The organism is Soehngenia longivitae (genome assembly GCF_004684055.1).
Classification (GTDB): domain Bacteria; phylum Bacillota; class Clostridia; order Tissierellales; family Tissierellaceae; genus Soehngenia; species Soehngenia longivitae.
In genome coordinates this window covers 139,795-158,291 of the sequence record NZ_SRIB01000001.1, presented here as the reverse complement: position 1 = coordinate 158,291, position 18,497 = coordinate 139,795, and the positions used below count along the sequence as shown (strand labels likewise).

Genomic DNA, 18,497 nt, shown 5'->3' with positions numbered 1-18,497 from the left:
ATCACTTGTCCTTTACTATTGGTTTTCTGCCAAAATAATTCATCAACAATATCACTATAAAAGATATTGCCAAAACTACTGCTACATAATATGATGCTTGTTTCATGTTGCCTGCAGCTACTTCTGAATATATCGCCAGCGGAAGAGTACGAGTTTTATTTTCAATGTTACCCGCAATCATTGCAGTAGCGCCAAATTCTCCTAATGACCTTGCAAATGACAAAATAGCACCCCCTAAAATCCCTGGTGATGCTAAAGGCAACATTATCCTAAAAAATATACTTGATTCTGACATTCCAAGAGTTCTCGCTGCCATAATCAAATTTTCATCAATTTGCTCAAATGCACCCATTGCAGTCCTATACATTAGCGGAAAAGCTATTACGAATGCTGCTAGCACTGTGGCTTGCCATGAGAATACAATTCTAATCCCCATAAACTCAAGTAAGAATCTACCAATAGGCCTTTTCACACCAAATACCAAAAGCAATAAAAATCCTATAACTGTAGGGGGAAGTACTAGAGGTATAGTAAATATAGTGTCTAAAATTGCCTTTATTCGTTCGCTTTTAATATCTAAAACCAACTTAGCCGCAAATATGCCAAATATAAATGTAAAAAACGTAGCCACAGAAGCTGTCCTTAAAGATATCAGTATAGGTGAAATCTCCATTTTAATTCTCCTATTTTATTGGTGTAAAACCATATTCACTAAAAATCTCATGTGCTTTATCTGACCTTAAAAACTCAACAAATTTATTTGCACTTTCTACATTTTGTGTGCTTTTTACAATACCCACTGGATATACAACCTTGCTCACCATGTTTTCATCAGCCTCTAGAACTATCTTAACTTCATCAGTTGAATAAGCATCAGTGGAGTAAACTATACCACAATCTGCACTCTTCTCCTTAACCCAATTTAAGACCTCTGAAGCATTAGTCCCTAGGCTTAATTTACCTTGTGCTTTATCCCAGAGATTTAAATTTGTTAGAAGTTCTTTAGCATATTGTCCTGCCGGAACACTAGAAGGATCTCCTATTGCTATCTTTTCCACTTTAAGCAAGTCTTCAAAATCAGATATTAAATAATCACTATCTCTCGGTACTATTACAACAATTTTGTTCTCTAATAAATCTCTTATCGAATCTTTAAGAATATATCCTTCTTCATTTAATTCATCCATCTGTTTTGTGGCTGCAGATACAAATACATCAACTGGAGCTCCTTCTTTTATCTGCTGTTGAAGTTTTCCAGAACTGTCATAAGTAGCCTCGATAGTTATATTTGGATTCTCTTTTTCAAATTCAGGGATTAGCTTTTCGTCAAATACATTTTTAAGGCTTACTGCTGCAGCTATCGTGATATTGCTATCTAAATTTTTCTCAGTTGAACAACCTGATAAAAAAAATATAGAAATGCTAATTAACAAAAGAACTAAAACTATTTTTTTCATATACACACCTTTTAATTTTGACTTTTATATTAATCTATTATTTTTTGTTTTTAATATTTATTTCTTTGAATACACTTTCTCTATCAACTTTTTGTTTATATAATCATACCCTGATACTTTATGTGGAATTAAGCAATTGGAACAGTCCTTAACTCCATTATTCATTATGTAGTTTCCTCCACATTCATCTAATAAATAAAGCGGACAATAACAAAACATGCAATTAAACTCGTCAGTATTGTCTATTTTATGACATGGGAAATACTCACATTCTAAATTTTTATAAAACCTATATGAATTTTTCATTTTTACCTCCTGATTATAGTTTATTAAGTTCTTTGAATACATCTACAACAACACTGTTCTCGTGATGGTTTTTTATGGCTATTCTTATGTGGTTTCTTCCAATATTACTAAAACTAGAGCAAGTTCTTATTAAAATTCCTCTATTCAAGAAAAAATGTAATGCAAAGTCTTCATCTTTATGTAACAATTTTACCAATATAAAATTTGCATCTGTATCATATGCAACTATGTTAGATAATTTTCTCAATTCACTTAAAAGATAATCTCTTTCGTTTTTCACATATGCCTTGCTATTTAAGATGTATTCTTTATCTGTAAATAGATGCTTAGCTATTGACTCTGCGATACCATTTACGCTCCACGGCATAATAATCTCATAAACTCTATTGACTAATTCTTTTGAGCTACAGCCATATCCCAATCTCAACCCAGGTAAAGCAAAGAATTTAGTGGCCGCTCTTAAAATACAAATATTTAAGTAATCGTTTTTCTTAAATATTTTTATACTATCATAATCCGTAGGGCAAAACTCAAAAAAAGCTTCATCTAACAAGAGTATTGCCTCATTTTCTCTGACAATATCATAGATCGAAATCAAAGTGTTTTTATCGATTCTAAGACCTGTTGGGTTGTTCGGGTTTCCTAAAATTAGCAAGTCATCTGGCTGTATAACACTTTTAATTTTCTCTATATCGATTTTAAAATTCTCATCTAAATCTAAACTTATAACCTCTTTATTGTGGATTCTCGCTCTTTTTTCATACTCAGAAAATGACGGCATAAAAACAATAACTCTCTTAGCAATCATAGTAAAAATATCAATTATCTCTACTGCGCCATTCCCAACAATCACATTTTCTTCAGCACAATTCAAATACATGGATACATCTTTTTTTAGCTTTCTGTATTTTATATCTGGATATCTAACTAAATTACCAATATCATCCTTTATTTTGATCTCTAATCTAGGTGGAATTCCTAAGGGATTTATGTTGCTACTAAAGTCAATTAATTTTTTCCTTGAATATTGTTGATATGTTTCAATGTCAGCACCATGTTCCATTATATCACCTTCAATAACAAATTAATTAAATAATACAATATTAGGCTCAGAGTTAAAGTCCTATATAAAATATCTACAGAAGCTAGAATGTCATTTTTTGTTAACTCCCTGTAATTATCTCCTATTGTTGGCTTTATGACAAGTTCGCCATTATAAAAATTACTCCCACCTAATTGTACCCCCAATAAGCCTGCTACAGCACCTTCAGGGTATGCGCAATTAGGACTTTTGTGATTTTTTCTGTCTCTAATCATTATTTTTAATCCTCTTTTTACATCATATTTCCAGATTGAACTTATACACATTAATATGCCAGTTAACCTAGCTGGTATGAAATTAAATACATCATCTGTTTTAGCTGGGAAAAATCCTAAATCTTTATATTTTTTATTCCTATAACCAAGCATAGAGTCCATGGTATTGACAAACTTATAAACCATTCCCAAAGGAGCCCCAAATACCATGATATAAAAAAGTGGAGCTATAACCCCGTCAGAAGTATTCTCTGCAACAGTCTCAACCGTAGCTCTTAAGATCTCTTGTTCATTTAACTTTAATGTATCTCTCCCAACTATAAATGACAATCTATGTCTTGCTTCTTCTAAACTCTTATTCAGTGCATAATAAATTTTTTTCGCTTCATCACTTAAACATCTGCCAGCTATAGCACTGTAAATAAAATAAATATTTGTAAGCCTGTAAATTAATGGAATTCTACTGGTGATCTTGAGAATGTAAAATGGAACAAAAAAACCTATCGCTAAATTTAAAACTACTACGATTAATCCAGATACTCTCAATCCAACTGGGCTATTTACCTTTCGCCTTATTAGTTTTTCTTCTCCACTTATTATTTGCCCCATAAGCCTTATAGGATGCAAAGCATACTCTGGATCTCCAATTAAGTAATCTAATATCACAGCAATAAATATATCAAGCATTTTTTATCCCCAAAATTTCATAAATATAATTTAAATCTATATTATCTCTTAATATTTGAGCCAATCTATCTATCTCTGAATCAATATCCTCTGTATTTTGTTTTACTACATTGCACAATTTGTCATATTCAGTTAAGCTATCCTCATCTTCGAGTTCCAAATGAGTGTAAGGCACAACACCAATCACAGGTATATTAACTAGCTCTTCAATCATTTTTAGTCCAGGTTGTAAGAGTGTGATATCTCCCCTGAATTTGTTAATCAATATACCTTTAATTCTTTTTCTTTGTGATTCATCTAAAAGCATCACGGTGCCATATATTGATGCAAAAACTCCACCTCTATCTATATCTGCAACAAGAAGAACTGGTGAATTGGTCATTTGTGCAAGACCCATATTTACGAAATCATCTTCATTTAAATTTATTTCAGCTGGTGATCCCGCTCCTTCGATAACAATTAAATCGTTTTCGCTTTCTATTTCTTTAAAAATTTCATATACCATTTTTCTTAAGTCTTTTTTATATTTAAAGTATTCAGCCGCTTCTAAATCTATTTTATCCATTCCATTTATTACAACTCTTGATCCACTTTCAGAATTTGGAATAAGTAAAATAGGGTTCATTCTAGGATTTGGATTAACTCTAGCAGCAATTGCCTGAAGATTTTGTGCTGTACTTATTTTAAAGCCATCTTCTGTGAGAGTGTATTTGTTTGACATATTTTGTGACTTAAATGGGTATACTTTATATCCATCTTGTTGAAAAATTCTTAATAATCCAGTGCATATCATACTTTTCCCCACAGATGAAGCTGTTCCCTGTATCATAATGCTTGCCACGCTCTAACACCTACTTCTTAAAGATTTTTAAACAATAAAAGATTTACTAAATCTATTATATAGCCTGACAATAAAAAACACCACAGTTTTACTATCGAAACAAAAATTCTGATTATCGAAAGTCAGCTGGAAATATTCCTTTATTTGTAATTTATATAACCTCATTATACAGATACTATAATTAATTATTTTTTAGACTAAAATAAACTTTTTCTCCAACTTCGTATATATCGCTATTTAATGCATCTACTTGTAAACTGCCGATGTCAGAATTCAAAAAATAAGTAACATAAACACCTTTGAATTGTTTATCGTGAATTTTCCCTAGAAAAGTCCCTTTTTCTCTATCCAAAATAATATTTTCAGGTCTTATCATTTTTTTCTCCCCATCTAATTCAATGATGTTAATCCTACCAATGAAATCTGCAACAAAAAGTGTTTTAGGGTTCTTATACACTTCCTCTGGTTTTCCCATCTGTTCAATCTTTCCTTTATTCATTATAACCACTTTGTCAGATATACTCAAAGCTTCCTCTTGATCATGAGTGACAAATATCATAGTGATACCAAATTTATGCTGTATCTGCTTGATCTCTTCTCTCATTTTTACTCTTAGCTTAGCATCTAGATTGGAGAAAGGTTCATCTAAAAGTAAAACTTTTGGATTTAATACCAATGCTCTAGCTAATGCAACTCTTTGCATTTGTCCACCACTTAATTTGTTAATATCAGAATAAATATGTTCTTTTAATCCTATGGTTTCCAGCATTTCTTTTGCTATTTCCCTTGCTTGTGGTTTCTTTATTTTATTAAATTTCAAACCGTAACTCACATTTTCAATTACATTCATGTTTGGGAACAATGCATAATTTTGAAACACTGTTGCAGTCGGTCTTAAATTAGCTGCTAGATTAGTTATATCTTTTCCGTCTATTGTGATACTTCCACTATCAGGTTTTAAAAATCCACCTATCATTTTTAAAGTTGTAGTTTTCCCACAACCACTTGCCCCTAGAATTGTGACAAATTCTCTTTTCTCGATTTCTAATGTAAAATTTTCTACCACTAAATTGTCTTTGTAACTCTTTTTTAAGTTCTTAATCTCCATAAACATCGGATTCACCTCTTCTGAATTTGCCTTTTAATAATGCTGACATTGACAGATTAACGATTATGGTCGTAAAAATTATCATGTTTGCTAGAATTGATCCTACTCCTAGATTTCCCTCTTTTATTGCGGAAAAAAGTTGTACTGTAGCTACTTCTTTCCCCGGAGATACTAAGAATATCAAGGCCCCAATAGTAACCATTGTTGAAGAAAAAATGTTTATAAAACTTGTGAGAAAAGCTGGAGATAAAAGTGGCAAAATTACATCCTTTAGTAAATGGAAATTACTAGCTCCGCAATCTTTTGCAGCATTTTCAATCTCAGGATTTATCTTCTTTAATACTTGAGCACCTGCTTTAGAGCTTATTGGAATTTGTTTAAAAATGCAATTTAATATAACTATAGAACTAGTCCCAATCAATAATAGCGGTGGATTTTTAAATGCCAAAATATATGATATCCCAAATAGCGTTCCTGGCATCATATATGGCAAAGTAGCAACAAAGTCGATGAAATTTTTCCCAAATATCTTGTTTCTATTAATCCCATATGATAACAATATACCTATAATACTTCCAACTATTCCGCTAATAAGTGAATATTGAATGCTTCTTTTAAAGCTGCTAAGCTTTGCAAAGTCAATTTTTTCAAAATGCTTTAATGTAAAACTTACATCACCACCAGTAAATGACAAAAAACTTCCTAGAAGGATAGTTGTGTATTTAACTACAACTATTAATAAAAACATACACGTAATTAATTTTATAATAAAATTAATTGCCTTTGGTAAATCTATATAGTTCTCTACATCCTGTTGTTGTAAATCTGCAATTTGATACGAATAAACCTGATCCCTTGTCATCTCTTTCCTGTATAAGATGAAAAATATCAATGATGGAATGACAAGATATATACTCATTGCAGAAGCTAGAGGTATATCACTCACGCCCGTTATATTTAGATATGCTTCTGTAGCAAACACATTAAATCCTCCACCTATTACTAATGGCGTCCCAAAATCTGACAGACTAGTTACAAAGCTTATAAAAAACGCAGAAAGCAATCCATGTTTTGATATTGGCAATATTATTGATCTTAACATACTCAATTCATCGCTACCTAAATCTCTAGAAGCGTGAATTATATTTTTATCAATAGATTTCATAGCCATTATTATAAATAAAGTAGCCCTAGGTATATTCGCAAGAGTTTCCATGACGACTATTCCCCAAAATCCATAAGGATTTATATTTAAACCCAATAATTTATATGTTATAAGCCCCCTTTTGCCAAACAAAATTATAAATGAAAGTGAATCCACATAAGGGGGTGAGATCATGCTGACTAGAAGTACGATCATTATGAATTTCTTAAGATGCCCTTTAGTAAAAGTTACATATATAGCTATAATTGTAGATATAATTAAAGCAATCGACGCAGAAGAAAATGCTACAATAAAACTATTATATAGCAATTTCGTGCTCTTAAAAGTTAAATTAGAATAAGCTTCTAAAGTGAATCTACCATCTACATAAATGCTATTAAAAACTACAGCTATGATAGGCCATAAGATAAACAATAATATCAAAGCGTAAATGATTATAAATACAATGTTCTCTTTTATTTTAGAAATAAGGACATCTAATTTAGATGCCCTTAATAAACTATTTCCCATATTATCCCTCGCTTATTTTGCGATTTTTTCATTCCAAACACTAAGAATATCGTCTCTGTCTTCACCTGCTTTAAAGATATCTACATCTAATAGTTTATTTAAATCAACATCTTTTAAGACTTCTGGAATTTCGAGATCTTCTTTAACAGGAATTCTCGGAGAAAACTTAGCTATTGTCTCTTGACCTTTTTTAGAAAGACTCCAATCTACAAATGCTTTTGCTTCATCCATGTTTTGTGCACCTTTAAATATAGCTACCGGTGCTACAGTCCATGGAATACCATCTTCAGGAAATACATTTGTAACATTAAAACCTTCTCCTTTCGCTATTTGTTCTCCATCTAATGGAGAAATAGCTATTGCTGTTTCTCCTGTCAAAGCCTTTTGTGGTGGTTCTCCTCCTCTTTGTGGATAATATGGTATATTTTTATCGAGTTCTATCAAGTACTCCCAAGTTTTTTCTTCTCCACAAGCTTGGATTAAAGAAGATATAATAGAGTAGCTTGTTCCAGAAATATTTGGATTTGGCATAAGTATTTCATCTTTATATACCGGGTTTGTCAAATCAGACCATTTTAAAGGCATTGGGAGATCTTTTTCTTCTAGTACGTCATTGTTTACCACAAAGCCTGTTGTGACTATTGACATGCCAGTCCAATATCCATCTTTATCTTTGTATCTATCACTTATGTCCTTTGCTTCTTCTGATACATAACTCTCAAGAATCCCTTCTTTGGCTGCAGCCATGAAACTATCAGCTCCCCCTCCAAACCACACATCTGCAACAGGAATCCCTTTCTGTGCCAATGCTCTTGATAAAACCTCTCCAGATGATATGTCTAAAAACTCAACTTTTATGCCAGTATCACTTTCAAATTGTTTAAATATATCTTCCTTGTTTCCAATTGCTGCGACAATTTTTAATGTCTTATTTTCATTTCCCGATGTATTCGCTCCGCCATCGCTACTATTATTTGTATTGCTGCAAGATGCTAAACTAAATAGCATTAATAAAGCTACAAATACATACATTAACTTTTTCATATATTCCCTTTCCCCCTTTTTTTTATGAATTATCTCAGATATATTAACATAGAAAAATCTAGAATTAAACTTGTATTGATTATTTTTATCAAAATATTTATTCTATAAATTTATTCAATTCATCATTTATATTAAAATGTGATATATTTCTACTAGTACAAATCTGGAGGTTAGAACATGTTAATAGATCTTCACATTCATGAGATGAAATACTCTAGCGATAGCCAAATATCTCTAGATGATATACTGATAAAGGCTAAAGAGATAGGGCTTGACGGAGTTTGCATAACAAATCATGACAATAACTTCATAAGAAATGAGATAGATTATTATCACAAAAAATACGGAATTACGATTATCGCTGGGGCTGAGATATTAAGTAGACAAGGTGATGTATTAGCCTTTGTAAATGATACATTGCATATAGAAGATAATAAGATTGACGCAGACGAGTTGTTAGATTATATAAAACATAAAAATGGTATTGCAATAAGTGCTCACCCATTTAGGAATAACAATCGAGGATTAGGAAATTTCTTGATGAAAATTTCCTACAAACTCTCTGCAGTGGAAGCATTTAACGGCAGTACTCTTGCTCATCACAATCTTTATGGATTTGCTTTGGCAAAAGAGTTGAATATCCCATCTACAGGTGGAAGTGATGCACATATATTAGATAATGTTGGAAAATTTGCAACTTATTTTAAGGATAAAATAAGAGATGAGAAGGACTTTATAGAAGCGATAAAATCAAAAGAATTCTTTCCTGCAGTTTACAGAGGTAATCGGTACGAAATAGTCAATTATATATAGGTATCAAAAAAATATAGCAATAATCTCCTACCGATGCTAAAATGAATGTGACTATGATTGGAGGTTTTATTTTGGAAAAAATTAATGTCGCTCATCTAGTAAAATCTGAGGATTTAAATCATCACGGTACATTATTTGCAGGAAGAATGGCGGAATGGTTTGTAGAAGCTTGTTTTATATGCGCAGCTAAAATTACAAAAAGACCTGAAAATATAGTTTGTGCTAATATCCATGGTCTTACTTTTAATAAGCCTGGCAATAAAGGAGATGTAGTTTATATTCAAACTTTTGTGTCAAAAGTAGGAAGATCCAGCATTACAGTTTATGGGAAAATTACAATAAATGATTCTGATACTCTTGTCTCTGATGGCTTCATAACATTTGTCTTTGTTGATGAAAATGGAAAATCAATTCCTCATAATATTGTAATGGATAATACAGATGATATAACGGAATTAGATATAAGAGAAAGAGCTAAACTCTTGAGCAAATAAGCACTGCTTTTAGCAGTGCTTATTGTACAATTTATATGATGATTGAAACTTCTTCGCCTTCTTTTGACCTTACCTCTATGATTTTAAGCCCTCTATAGTTTTTTAAAACTTTTATGCTTTTTGCTAATACTTTAAAATCAATACAGTCTAAAACTTCTTTCTGTTTATCTGAAACGTACCCAGAAGTTTTTTTCATTATATAAGGTGTGATGTCAAGCCCTAGAATAAGTAATTTTGTAGGTATTAGTAAGATAAAAATTAATATTTTATTGATTATATTGATTTTATATTTAATGTTCTTTGATAATTATTAACAAACAAATGTCAAATTAATCGTAATTTCAGTTGTAATTATGACTTGCTTAGAATTAAAATCCTCCGTTGTTCTAATAAAAAATTTCTACAAACAATGTATACAAACAATATAAAAGCAGGTATTCCATTGAATACCCACTCCCAATATTGAAATAAAGTTTTATTTTCTATTTTAGTAGAAACTGAAAACTATTTAGAAACACTTCTATTAATAGTAAAGATATATAGGATCGTTGGTACTTTAACCTTGATGTATAACCAACAATACCGTAAGTTAACCACATTCCAAAAATATTAATTGCTGAGACTTCATCTTTTGCATCTAATAAAAGCATAACACTTACTAATATACCCCCTAATAATATCCCAAATTTGAGTATATCGCCAATGCGAAACAGTATATCTTTGAATTTTGTGCGACTAGAAAAATACAGTTTATCATCTATAGATGTTCCCTTGCCTACAATGATATCATGTAAATCCCCTATAAAGTAAAAAAGGAAGGTAATAATTAAAGCCAAGTAAAGTCCTAAACTCAGAAGGTTAAAATGTAAATTTCCGTCGTGTATCAATAATATATTCAGAATAACACCAATTATAGAAATCACAAATAACGCGGAAATTAAAGCTAAAGATTTTTTTATGGGAACACCAAGTAAAGTATTTTGCTTGGTTTTTATCTTTCCTAATTCCATTTCACTATCTTCCCTGGAAGCATGCTGAAATACAATATACAGATTATTCTGATATACAATTTTATAATTGCTAGCTTTCATATCTTCAATTTTTTTATCAATTTCTTCATCTAAATGCTTATGTAAAATAGTGTATGATTTTGGCAATTCATCTTTTGCATAACAAAATTTTAGTATATTTAAAAATTTTCCCATTGCACCACAAAGACTATAGCCTTTTGTAGCTTGTTTTTCTATAAATTCAGTCAATGCAGGATTCTCATAAAACTGATAATTATTATATACTATTTTCTTTTTATTGTGCTTTTCCTCACCCATTATTTTATTCACTCCTTCCCATTTACCTTCCCATTTATTAGTACAGATGAATACTTTTAGTGAACTATAATTTAATGAATAAAAAGCTCACTAAATAAAATAGATTAACTTTTAATATTATGAATATATTATAGCATGTATATTTTGATATTTCCAAATATTGTACTAGTAATAAATTTTAGTTTTATATGATTATGTCACAAAAATATAAAAACTATTAGTATAAACCTCTCAATACAAAAACGAATTTTGTTACCCAATAAATATTACTCACTTTAATTTAATAATAGCATAAATTAAATAAAAGCCAATGTTATATTAATATTTTCAGTTTATATTTAATTTGTTTAGTTGATTTTTAACAAACAAAGATTGAATTAATCAAAGATTGAATTAATTGAATTTTCTGTTATAATTCCATCTTTGACAGTTGAGAGACACAAAAACTCTGAAATGCATTGTAATTAGTTCATTTCAGAGTTTTCGATTTGTTTAAAAACTTCGTAATGTTTTCTTCTTTTTTGTTTCCTTAAAATAATTTTTCATCTTTTTTATGCTTACTATCTCATAATCTGTTCTGAACCCAAATGCCTCATGCAAAGCATCAGTAAAATCAGTTCTCGTGTAGGTTGGAATATATCCTTCTGTTGGAATAGAGTAGAAATTCATATCTCTTAAACCATTAATAATCTCCTGACTTGTAAATTGTTCACCTAATAATTTCTCTAAATATCTATATAAAACTAATGCAAGAAAACATGTAGTGAAATGTGCTTGTATACGATCGTCTCTACTTAAATAAACAGGCCTTGCCTTAAATTCTGATTTCATAATTCTAAAACATTCTTCAATTTCCCATCTTCTGTGGTTAATCTTTGTAATAGCTTCAGCATCATCTTCTAAATTTGTACATACAGCATAAAATCCATCATACTTTTCTTCTTTAACCACTGCATCTGTATCTATACCATATATAGTTTCATCTGCAATTTCTCCATCCTTTGTAACGTTTGTAGATGATATAAACCTTCTGAAGTCATTTTGATTTTTCTTTTTGATATCTGATTTTCTGTTTGTAATTAACTTAGCTGCACGTTCTAGTTGCCCAGCTCTAATCTTTCGTTGGTAATCTCTGTATTTGAGAGAATAGGTAACAATAAGCTTTTGCTCAAGCCCATCTTCTTTTATCCAACGTTCTTTGTAAAAGGTTTTATTTTTGTACTTATCATAGTTTTCTCCATCTTGATCGATTAGGTTAATATCAAATAAATTATCACTGCCTGCTAGGTGCCATCCTGTTGGATCAAGAGCCCACTCTTTCAAATGTTTCTTTAATTTTTTTACAGACTGAGTTGTAATAAATGCTCTACCATTTATGTCATTAAATTTACGATTATCTGTTGAAGATAATCCAGCATCAGTACATACAATGAATTTAGATAACTCAAAGTCTTTAAAAATTCTCTTCTCTAGCGGTTTCAGAGTAGTTTGTTCATTGGTATTACCACTATGAATATCGAAAGCAAGGGGGATACCATCACCATCCATAAATAGTCCCATTCCCACTATAGGATTAGGCTTATGTTCCTTAGAAAATCCATATTGTTTAAGTCCATCTTCATTTTCTATCTCAAAAAAATAATTAGTGCAATCATAATAGAGAATACGGTCGTTTCTTTTTGAAACAGATAAACTATTTTCATAGAGTTTTGACTGAATATAATCACTTTCTTTTGCAATAACCTCTAAAGCCCTATAAATATGTTGCAAATCAAAGTCTGGCTCTTCTAAAAGATTACTAGACTCCTGATAAGTATTTAATTTTGAAGAAGGAAAAAGGATTCTTCCGTAAATTAACCTTGAAAGAATTGAGTCAAGATTAAATTCAAACTTATATTTAGCAGAGATATTATCACAGATCTTATTTAATCCAAGCATATGATAAAGCTGCTGTAAGAATAAATATCCACCATTAAAAGACCTTTGGATATTCTTATCAATTTGCCTTGATTGACTATATTTCACAATAACATCTCTATTTTGTTCATCTTCTTTTTTATTTAATTCATCAATATATTCTTTTGCCCATTCAATAGGATCTTGTCCATTTAATTTTTCTTCTAATTCTCTTACAGTACCTAATTTCTCAACTATTTTAGTAGTACGTTTATTTCCTTCTATAACATCTTTGATAACATAAAGTGAAGTCGAATTCTTAGACTTTGAAAATGATAATCTCATATTAAAACTCCCCCTATGCTTTATATTATAACATATTACAATATATTACGCAATAAATATTTCCGAAAATTGACAAAAAAATAAAGCCTTTCCAATGGCTTTAGCGATTATTTTTTTAAGTAAGTGTCAAAGACCCGACCCAATAAATATTACTCACTTTAATTTAATAATAGCATAAATTAAATAAAAGCCAATGTTATATTAATATTTTCAGTTTATATTTAATTTGTTTAGTTGATTTTTAACAAACAAAGATTGAATTAATTGAATTTTCTGTTATAATTATATTGAAGATAATATTTATTTGTAAATATAAAGGGAGGGGTTATAATGAAAGGCTTTGCTATGAAAAAAATTGGTGAAGTAGGTTGGATCGAAAAAGAAAAACCAAAATGTGGACCTCTTGATGCTTTAGTCAGACCATTAGCTTTAGCTCCTTGCACTTCAGATATACACACTGTTTATGAAGGGGCTTTAGGTGAAAGAGAAGATTTAATATTAGGACATGAAGCTGTAGGCGAGATCGTTGAAGTAGGCGAACTTGTAAAAGACTTCAAAGTAGGCGATAAAGTTCTTGTGCCAGCAATAACACCAGATTGGAGTTCCTTAGAAGCTCAAAGAGGATATGCTATGCATTCAGGTGGAATGCTTGGTGGATGGAAGTTTTCAAATATTAAAGATGGTGTGTTTGCCGAGTATTTCCATGTAAATGATGCAGATGCTAACTTAGCATTGTTACCTGAAGGAATAGATCCAGCTGTTGGTACTATGTTAAGTGATATGGTTCCTACAGGGCTACACGGGGCTGAACTTGCTGAAATAGGTTTTGGTGAAGATGTACTTGTAGTTGGTATTGGACCTGTTGGTCTAATGGCTGTTGCTGGCTCAGCATTAAAAGGAGCTGCCAGAATACTAGCAGTTGGTACACGACCAAATTGTGTAAAAGTTGCAAAAGAGTATGGTGCTACTGATATAATTAGTTACAAAGATGGACCTATAGAAGAACAAGTTATGAAACTTACAAACGGCAAAGGTGTTGACAAAGTAATACTTGCAGGTGGGGGAATTGAAACATTCAAAACTGCTGTAAAGGTTATAAAACCTGGTGGAATAGTAGCAAATATAAACTATCTAGGAAGTGGTGATTATATTGAAATTCCAAGACTCGATTGGGGTGTTGGAATGGGCCACATAAAGATTGTCGGAGGGCTAATGCCAGCAGGTAGAATGAGAATTGAAAGACTAGCTAACCTCGTATTGACAAATAGGTTAGATCCATCGAAACTAATAACTCATAAATTCGAAGGCTTTGAAAATCTTGATAAAGCATTTGATTTGATGTATAAAAAACCAAAAGATTTAATTAAACCTGTTGTACTCATCAAATAAGAGAATAGAGATTAATCTCTATTCTCTTATTTCTCCATCATATTTTCCTTTTTTTCTTTTCTTGACGCATTCGTTTAATAGATACTCGATTTGCCCATTTATTGACCTGAAATCGTCTGCTGCCCACGATGCTATCTCATCATATAATTCCTTAGATATGCGTAGTGGTATTTGTTTCTTTTTATCTTCATTCATTTTAATACAGACTTCCACTATTTACTATCGGTTGAGCATCTTTATTACCACATAATACTACTAATAGGTTTGATACCATTTGAGCTTTTCTCTCCTCATCTAATTCTACTACACCATTTTCATTTAACCTCTGAAGAGCCATTTCTACCATACCAACCGCTCCATCAACTATCATCTTTCTTGCATCGATTATGGCGCTTGCTTGTTGTCTTTGAAGCATAGCAGCTGCAATTTCAGGAGCATATGCTAGATAAGTTATGCGAGTTTCAAGAATTTCAATGCCTGCCTCTTCAACTCTGCTTTGCAGTTCTTTTTTAATTCTTTCAGCTACAATTGCACTTGATCCCCTTAAACTTCCCTCATCGGGTTCTCCATCTCCGGTAGTGTCTACACCATTAGCTACATCATATGGATATATTTTAACGATACTTCTAACAGCACTATCACATTGTAAAGATAAGTATTCTTTATAGTTATCTACATTAAATACTGCTTTAGCGGTATCAACTACTCTCCACATGACAGCTACTCCTATCTCGACAGGATTTCCCAATACATCATTAACCTTTTGTTTTGCATTATTTAAGGTCATAACTTTAAGCGAGATCTTTTTACTTGCTCCTAATGTATAAGCCTTACCTTCGATTGAAATATTTTTTTCTCCCGTGTTTGATGCATTGACATCTCCACTTTGCCCTAATTTAGTTTCTGCTGCTGGGTTAACTGCAGTTGAAAATGGATTTACGAAGTAAAATCCATCTTTTTTTATAGTCCCAGTGTATTTCCCAAATAAAGTCAACACTAAAGCTTCTTGTGGTTTAATTACTTTTAATCCTGCGTATAGAATACAACCTCCTATAAAACCCATTACCCCTATAATTATGAGTGCTACTCCTAATGTGCTGTTTTCAGCAACTTTGTTTGCACCAAAAATTATAGCAGCTATCGATAAAATCTGCAAAGCAATAATTGAAAGTAAAGCTACCATTCCATTCTTTGGTTTGAGAATTTTTTCTTCCACTATTCCATCTCCTTATTTATATTATTTTGATATCATTATCATATCACCTCATATAAATAAGTCAACAAAAATTTCTATATTTTTCTATATTTTTCTTGATAAATCCATTTCTATTCTTCCATCTTTTATTTCAATTATTCTGTCAGCTTTTTCTGCTACCCTCTTATCATGAGTTATTATAATAAAAGTAGTTTTATATCTTTTATTAATATCCCTTAATAGTTCATAAACTATTTCCGTTGTACCTGAGTCTAGATTTCCAGTAGGTTCATCTCCAAGTACTATTTTAGGATCATTTATCAAAGCTCGTGCTATTGCAGTTCTTTGCTGCTGGCCTCCAGATATATCCGTAGCTTTATTGTTTTTAACTTTACTAAGACCAACTATATCAATTAATTCCTCAGCTCTTTTTACTGCTTCTTTTGTTATCACTTTGTTTTTTATTCTATATGGGATTAATATGTTCTCCATGACGGTAAATTCAGGGAGTAAATAATGAAATTGAAATATAAATCCTATGGTTTCATTCCTTAAAATTGCTAGTTCATTTTTATTCATTTTAGCTGTGTTAATTCCATTTATTTCTACTTCTCCACTTGTTGCTCTATCAAGCGTTCCTGATATATTCATTAGGGTAGACTTTCCACTTCCCGATTCTCCAATAATTGAATTAAAAGTACTTTCTTCAAATTCTAAATTAATATCAAATAGCACTTGAGTTTTTACCTTATCTCCATAAATTTTGTTAATATCTTTTAATCTTAGTATCTTAGCCATTCTTTATCACCTCTATAGGATTGAGTTTAGAAGTATTTCTAGCAGGAATCAGCGCAGCCAGCGTAGATGCAACTACAGCAATCAATGCTGAAAATCCTATAAACCTATAATCAATATAGAAAGGTACGAGTGCTGTGCCATCAGGATTTTTAACAAATATTGAAAATATATAAGTTAGCATTACTCCAAATATGACACCTAATAAAGCTCCTATTGTTCCCAAAAGCAACCCTTGGAATAAAAAAATAAAACTAGCTTGTCTATCTTTTATCCCCATAGCTTTTAATATACCTAATTGCCTAGATTTCTGTACTACCGAAATAGCTAATACTGATGATATTCCTAATAATACAGCTAATAATACAAATACTTGTATCATTATACTTGATGCTGATTGCCCAGATAACCCAGAAAGCAACTCCTCATTTTCTTCTTTCCAATTCAATATATCAACGTTAGTTATATTAATGTCCTTCTTTATTTCTTCAGATACGATATCTGCTTTAAATACATCTTTAACTTGCATCTCTATGGATGTAAGTTGATTGTCACTACCAAATATACTTCTTGCACTGTCAATTGGCATGACTATCCAAGTCTTATTAAGGTTAGAAACCTTTAAATCAAATATACCTGATATTTTTATTTTCTCATTTATACCTTCAGGAGTAAGTATCTCTACTTCATCTCCTACATTTAAGTTGTTATCAATTGCAAGATTCGAGCCAATTATAGTTTCATTTTCTCTTTCTGGTATGTTCCCTTCTACTAATTTCTCATTAAATTCATATATCATATTGGCATTAGTAAACTCTACTCCTCTTAAAAGAATCGGGTAGGTTTCACCATCAATCTTTATAAATGCTGAATTATCATAAGTTTTTGATATAGCTGTTAAATTATCATTATTTGATAATCTATCTAACAAAGCTTTATCTTCAGCGAAATACTTGTCCTTTCCTGATGGTAAGATTGTAATCTGTGATGCATTGCCTATTGTTTTGTCAACTAAAGAGATTTGTAACCCATCTATTAAAGAACCAATAAAAATTTGAACTGCAACTCCAATTACTATTCCTATTAAAATCAAAGCTGTCTGTCCCTTATTCGATTTCAAAAACCTAGAAGCTATGCTAAAGGCTAATCTCATAGATTTACCTCCTTGCTGAATTTAAGAATCTCATTAAAATTAGATAGTAAATAATCTCCACCAATTCTTTTGTAAACTTGCGGGTCTGAGGAAAAAGCATGTCCCCCTAATATGATTTTTCCACTATAATTGTCTTTTTGTCTTAACTTGTCTATTGCTCTTTTAGCCTCAATTAAGTTGTAATAATTAGTTACACTAATTGATATATATTTAGGCTGTAATTTTTCTACCGCTAGTGAAAGTGTGTCTTCTGGAGTGTTAGCACCTATATGTGTTGTTTTGAATCCAGCAATAGTGAAAAAATCTGCAGCCATCCTTGCTCCTATCTCATGTTCTTCAAACTTTGGGCATAAGACAATTATATTTTCATTGTGCTTTATTCCAATCTTTTCTCTTTCATCCAACACAAAGCTATAAGAATTTTCCACAATAGTTTTTATGATTCCACTCCTTACATGCTCTCTCCATATGAGTTCTTTAGAATCAGCTCCAAACTCATCAATTACTGAGTTTAATCCAGGAGCTAGGATTTCTTCGTAAAGCTTTACAACTCCAGTTTCTTTTAATATTTGCATTGCACATCTAAATGCTTCTTCTTTGTTTTCTTCTCCTAAATATTTGATAAAATCAGCATAGTATTTATTCAACAATCTC

The 18,497-nt window shown here is 31.2% G+C and carries 20 protein-coding genes; 3 read left to right on the top strand and 17 right to left on the bottom strand.

The features are described from left to right. Position 1: 1 nt before the first annotated feature. The 9 genes from modB to E4100_RS00760 form a co-directional block, all read right to left on the bottom strand. Positions 2 to 673, bottom strand: a complete 672-nt coding sequence (gene modB / locus E4100_RS00800) for a molybdate ABC transporter permease subunit (protein WP_135269889.1) — start codon at positions 671 to 673, stop codon at positions 2 to 4. A 10-nt stretch (positions 674 to 683) separates the two neighbouring features. Then, complete coding sequence (gene modA, locus E4100_RS00795; protein WP_209315196.1) at positions 684 to 1,457, bottom strand: molybdate ABC transporter substrate-binding protein; 774 nt, start codon at positions 1,455 to 1,457, stop codon at positions 684 to 686. Between the two features lie 57 nt (positions 1,458 to 1,514). Then, positions 1,515 to 1,763: a cysteine-rich small domain-containing protein gene (locus E4100_RS00790; protein WP_135269886.1), complete on the bottom strand. Its 249-nt coding sequence runs from the start codon at positions 1,761 to 1,763 to the stop codon at positions 1,515 to 1,517. Between the two features lie 13 nt (positions 1,764 to 1,776). After that, the gene (locus E4100_RS00785; protein ID WP_135269884.1) at positions 1,777 to 2,826 is read right to left on the bottom strand and encodes a pyridoxal phosphate-dependent aminotransferase; all 1,050 of its coding nucleotides are present in this window, start codon (positions 2,824 to 2,826) and stop codon (positions 1,777 to 1,779) included. Continuing rightward, positions 2,826 to 3,767: an adenosylcobinamide-phosphate synthase CbiB gene (cbiB, locus tag E4100_RS00780; RefSeq protein WP_135269882.1), complete on the bottom strand. Its 942-nt coding sequence runs from the start codon at positions 3,765 to 3,767 to the stop codon at positions 2,826 to 2,828. Before cbiB ends, E4100_RS00785 begins: the two co-directional genes overlap by 1 nt. Then, positions 3,760 to 4,608: a cobyric acid synthase gene (locus E4100_RS00775; protein WP_209315195.1), complete on the bottom strand. Its 849-nt coding sequence runs from the start codon at positions 4,606 to 4,608 to the stop codon at positions 3,760 to 3,762. The genes cbiB and E4100_RS00775 overlap by 8 nt, the downstream gene beginning before the upstream one ends. A gap of 181 nt (positions 4,609 to 4,789) precedes the next feature. Next, positions 4,790 to 5,722 (bottom strand): ABC transporter ATP-binding protein, encoded by a 933-nt coding sequence (locus E4100_RS00770; protein WP_135269881.1) that lies wholly within the window; start codon positions 5,720 to 5,722, stop codon positions 4,790 to 4,792. Further along, positions 5,706 to 7,391 (bottom strand): ABC transporter permease, encoded by a 1,686-nt coding sequence (locus E4100_RS00765; protein WP_135269879.1) that lies wholly within the window; start codon positions 7,389 to 7,391, stop codon positions 5,706 to 5,708. The genes E4100_RS00770 and E4100_RS00765 overlap by 17 nt, the downstream gene beginning before the upstream one ends. A gap of 12 nt (positions 7,392 to 7,403) precedes the next feature. Then, on the bottom strand, positions 7,404 to 8,435 hold the full coding sequence (locus E4100_RS00760) for an ABC transporter substrate-binding protein (protein ID WP_209315194.1): 1,032 nt from the start codon (positions 8,433 to 8,435) through the stop codon (positions 7,404 to 7,406). 177 nt (positions 8,436 to 8,612) lie between these two features. On the opposite strand from E4100_RS00760, the gene E4100_RS00755 reads away from it, so the two are divergent. Then, positions 8,613 to 9,248 carry a PHP-associated domain-containing protein gene (locus E4100_RS00755; protein WP_135269877.1) on the top strand — a complete coding sequence of 212 codons (636 nt, stop codon included), beginning with the start codon at positions 8,613 to 8,615 and terminating at the stop codon, positions 9,246 to 9,248. Positions 9,249 to 9,319: 71 nt separating this feature from the next. Then, a complete protein-coding gene (locus E4100_RS00750; RefSeq protein WP_135269875.1) occupies positions 9,320 to 9,742 on the top strand; it encodes an acyl-CoA thioesterase in 423 nt (140 codons plus the stop codon). A gap of 31 nt (positions 9,743 to 9,773) precedes the next feature. Here E4100_RS00750 and E4100_RS09280 read toward each other — a convergent pair whose 3' ends face one another. The 3 genes from E4100_RS09280 to E4100_RS00740 form a co-directional block, all read right to left on the bottom strand. Next, positions 9,774 to 9,938, bottom strand: a complete 165-nt coding sequence (locus E4100_RS09280) for a hypothetical protein (RefSeq protein WP_167792038.1) — start codon at positions 9,936 to 9,938, stop codon at positions 9,774 to 9,776. A gap of 286 nt (positions 9,939 to 10,224) precedes the next feature. Then, positions 10,225 to 11,082 (bottom strand): hypothetical protein, encoded by an 858-nt coding sequence (locus E4100_RS00745; protein WP_245196332.1) that lies wholly within the window; start codon positions 11,080 to 11,082, stop codon positions 10,225 to 10,227. 480 nt (positions 11,083 to 11,562) lie between these two features. Beyond that, entirely contained in the window at positions 11,563 to 13,311 is a 1,749-nt protein-coding gene (locus E4100_RS00740; RefSeq protein ID WP_135269873.1) for an IS1634 family transposase, read from the bottom strand. 330 nt (positions 13,312 to 13,641) lie between these two features. Here E4100_RS00740 and E4100_RS00735 point away from each other — a divergent pair, with 330 nt between their 5' ends. Then, positions 13,642 to 14,700: an NAD(P)-dependent alcohol dehydrogenase gene (locus E4100_RS00735; protein ID WP_135269872.1), complete on the top strand. Its 1,059-nt coding sequence runs from the start codon at positions 13,642 to 13,644 to the stop codon at positions 14,698 to 14,700. A gap of 18 nt (positions 14,701 to 14,718) precedes the next feature. Here E4100_RS00735 and E4100_RS00730 read toward each other — a convergent pair whose 3' ends face one another. The 5 genes from E4100_RS00730 to E4100_RS00710 all read right to left on the bottom strand — a co-directional run bounded on the left by E4100_RS00730 (position 14,719) and on the right by E4100_RS00710 (position 18,490). After that, entirely contained in the window at positions 14,719 to 14,913 is a 195-nt protein-coding gene (locus tag E4100_RS00730; RefSeq protein WP_345702323.1) for a type II toxin-antitoxin system antitoxin, read from the bottom strand. Further along, positions 14,897 to 15,916, bottom strand: coding sequence for an SPFH domain-containing protein (locus tag E4100_RS00725; RefSeq protein ID WP_135269870.1), 1,020 nt, complete (start codon positions 15,914 to 15,916; stop codon positions 14,897 to 14,899). The genes E4100_RS00730 and E4100_RS00725 overlap by 17 nt, the downstream gene beginning before the upstream one ends. Positions 15,917 to 16,000: 84 nt before the next feature. After that, complete coding sequence (locus tag E4100_RS00720) at positions 16,001 to 16,693, bottom strand: ABC transporter ATP-binding protein (protein WP_135269868.1); 693 nt, start codon at positions 16,691 to 16,693, stop codon at positions 16,001 to 16,003. Beyond that, a complete protein-coding gene (locus tag E4100_RS00715) occupies positions 16,686 to 17,843 on the bottom strand; it encodes an ABC transporter permease (protein WP_135269866.1) in 1,158 nt (385 codons plus the stop codon). Before E4100_RS00715 ends, E4100_RS00720 begins: the two co-directional genes overlap by 8 nt. Then, positions 17,840 to 18,490 (bottom strand): cobalamin B12-binding domain-containing protein, encoded by a 651-nt coding sequence (locus tag E4100_RS00710; RefSeq protein WP_167792037.1) that lies wholly within the window; start codon positions 18,488 to 18,490, stop codon positions 17,840 to 17,842. The genes E4100_RS00715 and E4100_RS00710 overlap by 4 nt, the downstream gene beginning before the upstream one ends. Positions 18,491 to 18,497 lie beyond the last annotated feature (7 nt).

What these genes read in the sequence shown, in the direction of transcription:
- E4100_RS00715 (WP_135269866.1), bottom strand. Translation starts at nt 17,843, where the DNA reads ATGAGATTAGCCTTTAGCATAGCTTCTAGGTTTTTGAAATCGAATAAG.
- E4100_RS00735 (WP_135269872.1), top strand. Translation starts at nt 13,642, where the DNA reads ATGAAAGGCTTTGCTATGAAAAAAATTGGTGAAGTAGGTTGGATCGAA.
- E4100_RS00785 (WP_135269884.1), bottom strand. Translation starts at nt 2,826, where the DNA reads ATGGAACATGGTGCTGACATTGAAACATATCAACAATATTCAAGGAAA.
- cbiB (WP_135269882.1), bottom strand. Translation starts at nt 3,767, where the DNA reads ATGCTTGATATATTTATTGCTGTGATATTAGATTACTTAATTGGAGAT.
- E4100_RS00760 (WP_209315194.1), bottom strand. Translation starts at nt 8,435, where the DNA reads ATGAAAAAGTTAATGTATGTATTTGTAGCTTTATTAATGCTATTTAGT.
- E4100_RS00790 (WP_135269886.1), bottom strand. Translation starts at nt 1,763, where the DNA reads ATGAAAAATTCATATAGGTTTTATAAAAATTTAGAATGTGAGTATTTC.
- E4100_RS09280 (WP_167792038.1), bottom strand. Translation starts at nt 9,938, where the DNA reads ATGAAAAAAACTTCTGGGTACGTTTCAGATAAACAGAAAGAAGTTTTA.
- E4100_RS00740 (WP_135269873.1), bottom strand. Translation starts at nt 13,311, where the DNA reads ATGAGATTATCATTTTCAAAGTCTAAGAATTCGACTTCACTTTATGTT.
- modA (WP_209315196.1), bottom strand. Translation starts at nt 1,457, where the DNA reads ATGAAAAAAATAGTTTTAGTTCTTTTGTTAATTAGCATTTCTATATTT.
- E4100_RS00765 (WP_135269879.1), bottom strand. Translation starts at nt 7,391, where the DNA reads ATGGGAAATAGTTTATTAAGGGCATCTAAATTAGATGTCCTTATTTCT.
- modB (WP_135269889.1), bottom strand. Translation starts at nt 673, where the DNA reads ATGGAGATTTCACCTATACTGATATCTTTAAGGACAGCTTCTGTGGCT.
- E4100_RS00720 (WP_135269868.1), bottom strand. Translation starts at nt 16,693, where the DNA reads ATGGCTAAGATACTAAGATTAAAAGATATTAACAAAATTTATGGAGAT.
- E4100_RS00770 (WP_135269881.1), bottom strand. Translation starts at nt 5,722, where the DNA reads ATGTTTATGGAGATTAAGAACTTAAAAAAGAGTTACAAAGACAATTTA.
- E4100_RS00755 (WP_135269877.1), top strand. Translation starts at nt 8,613, where the DNA reads ATGTTAATAGATCTTCACATTCATGAGATGAAATACTCTAGCGATAGC.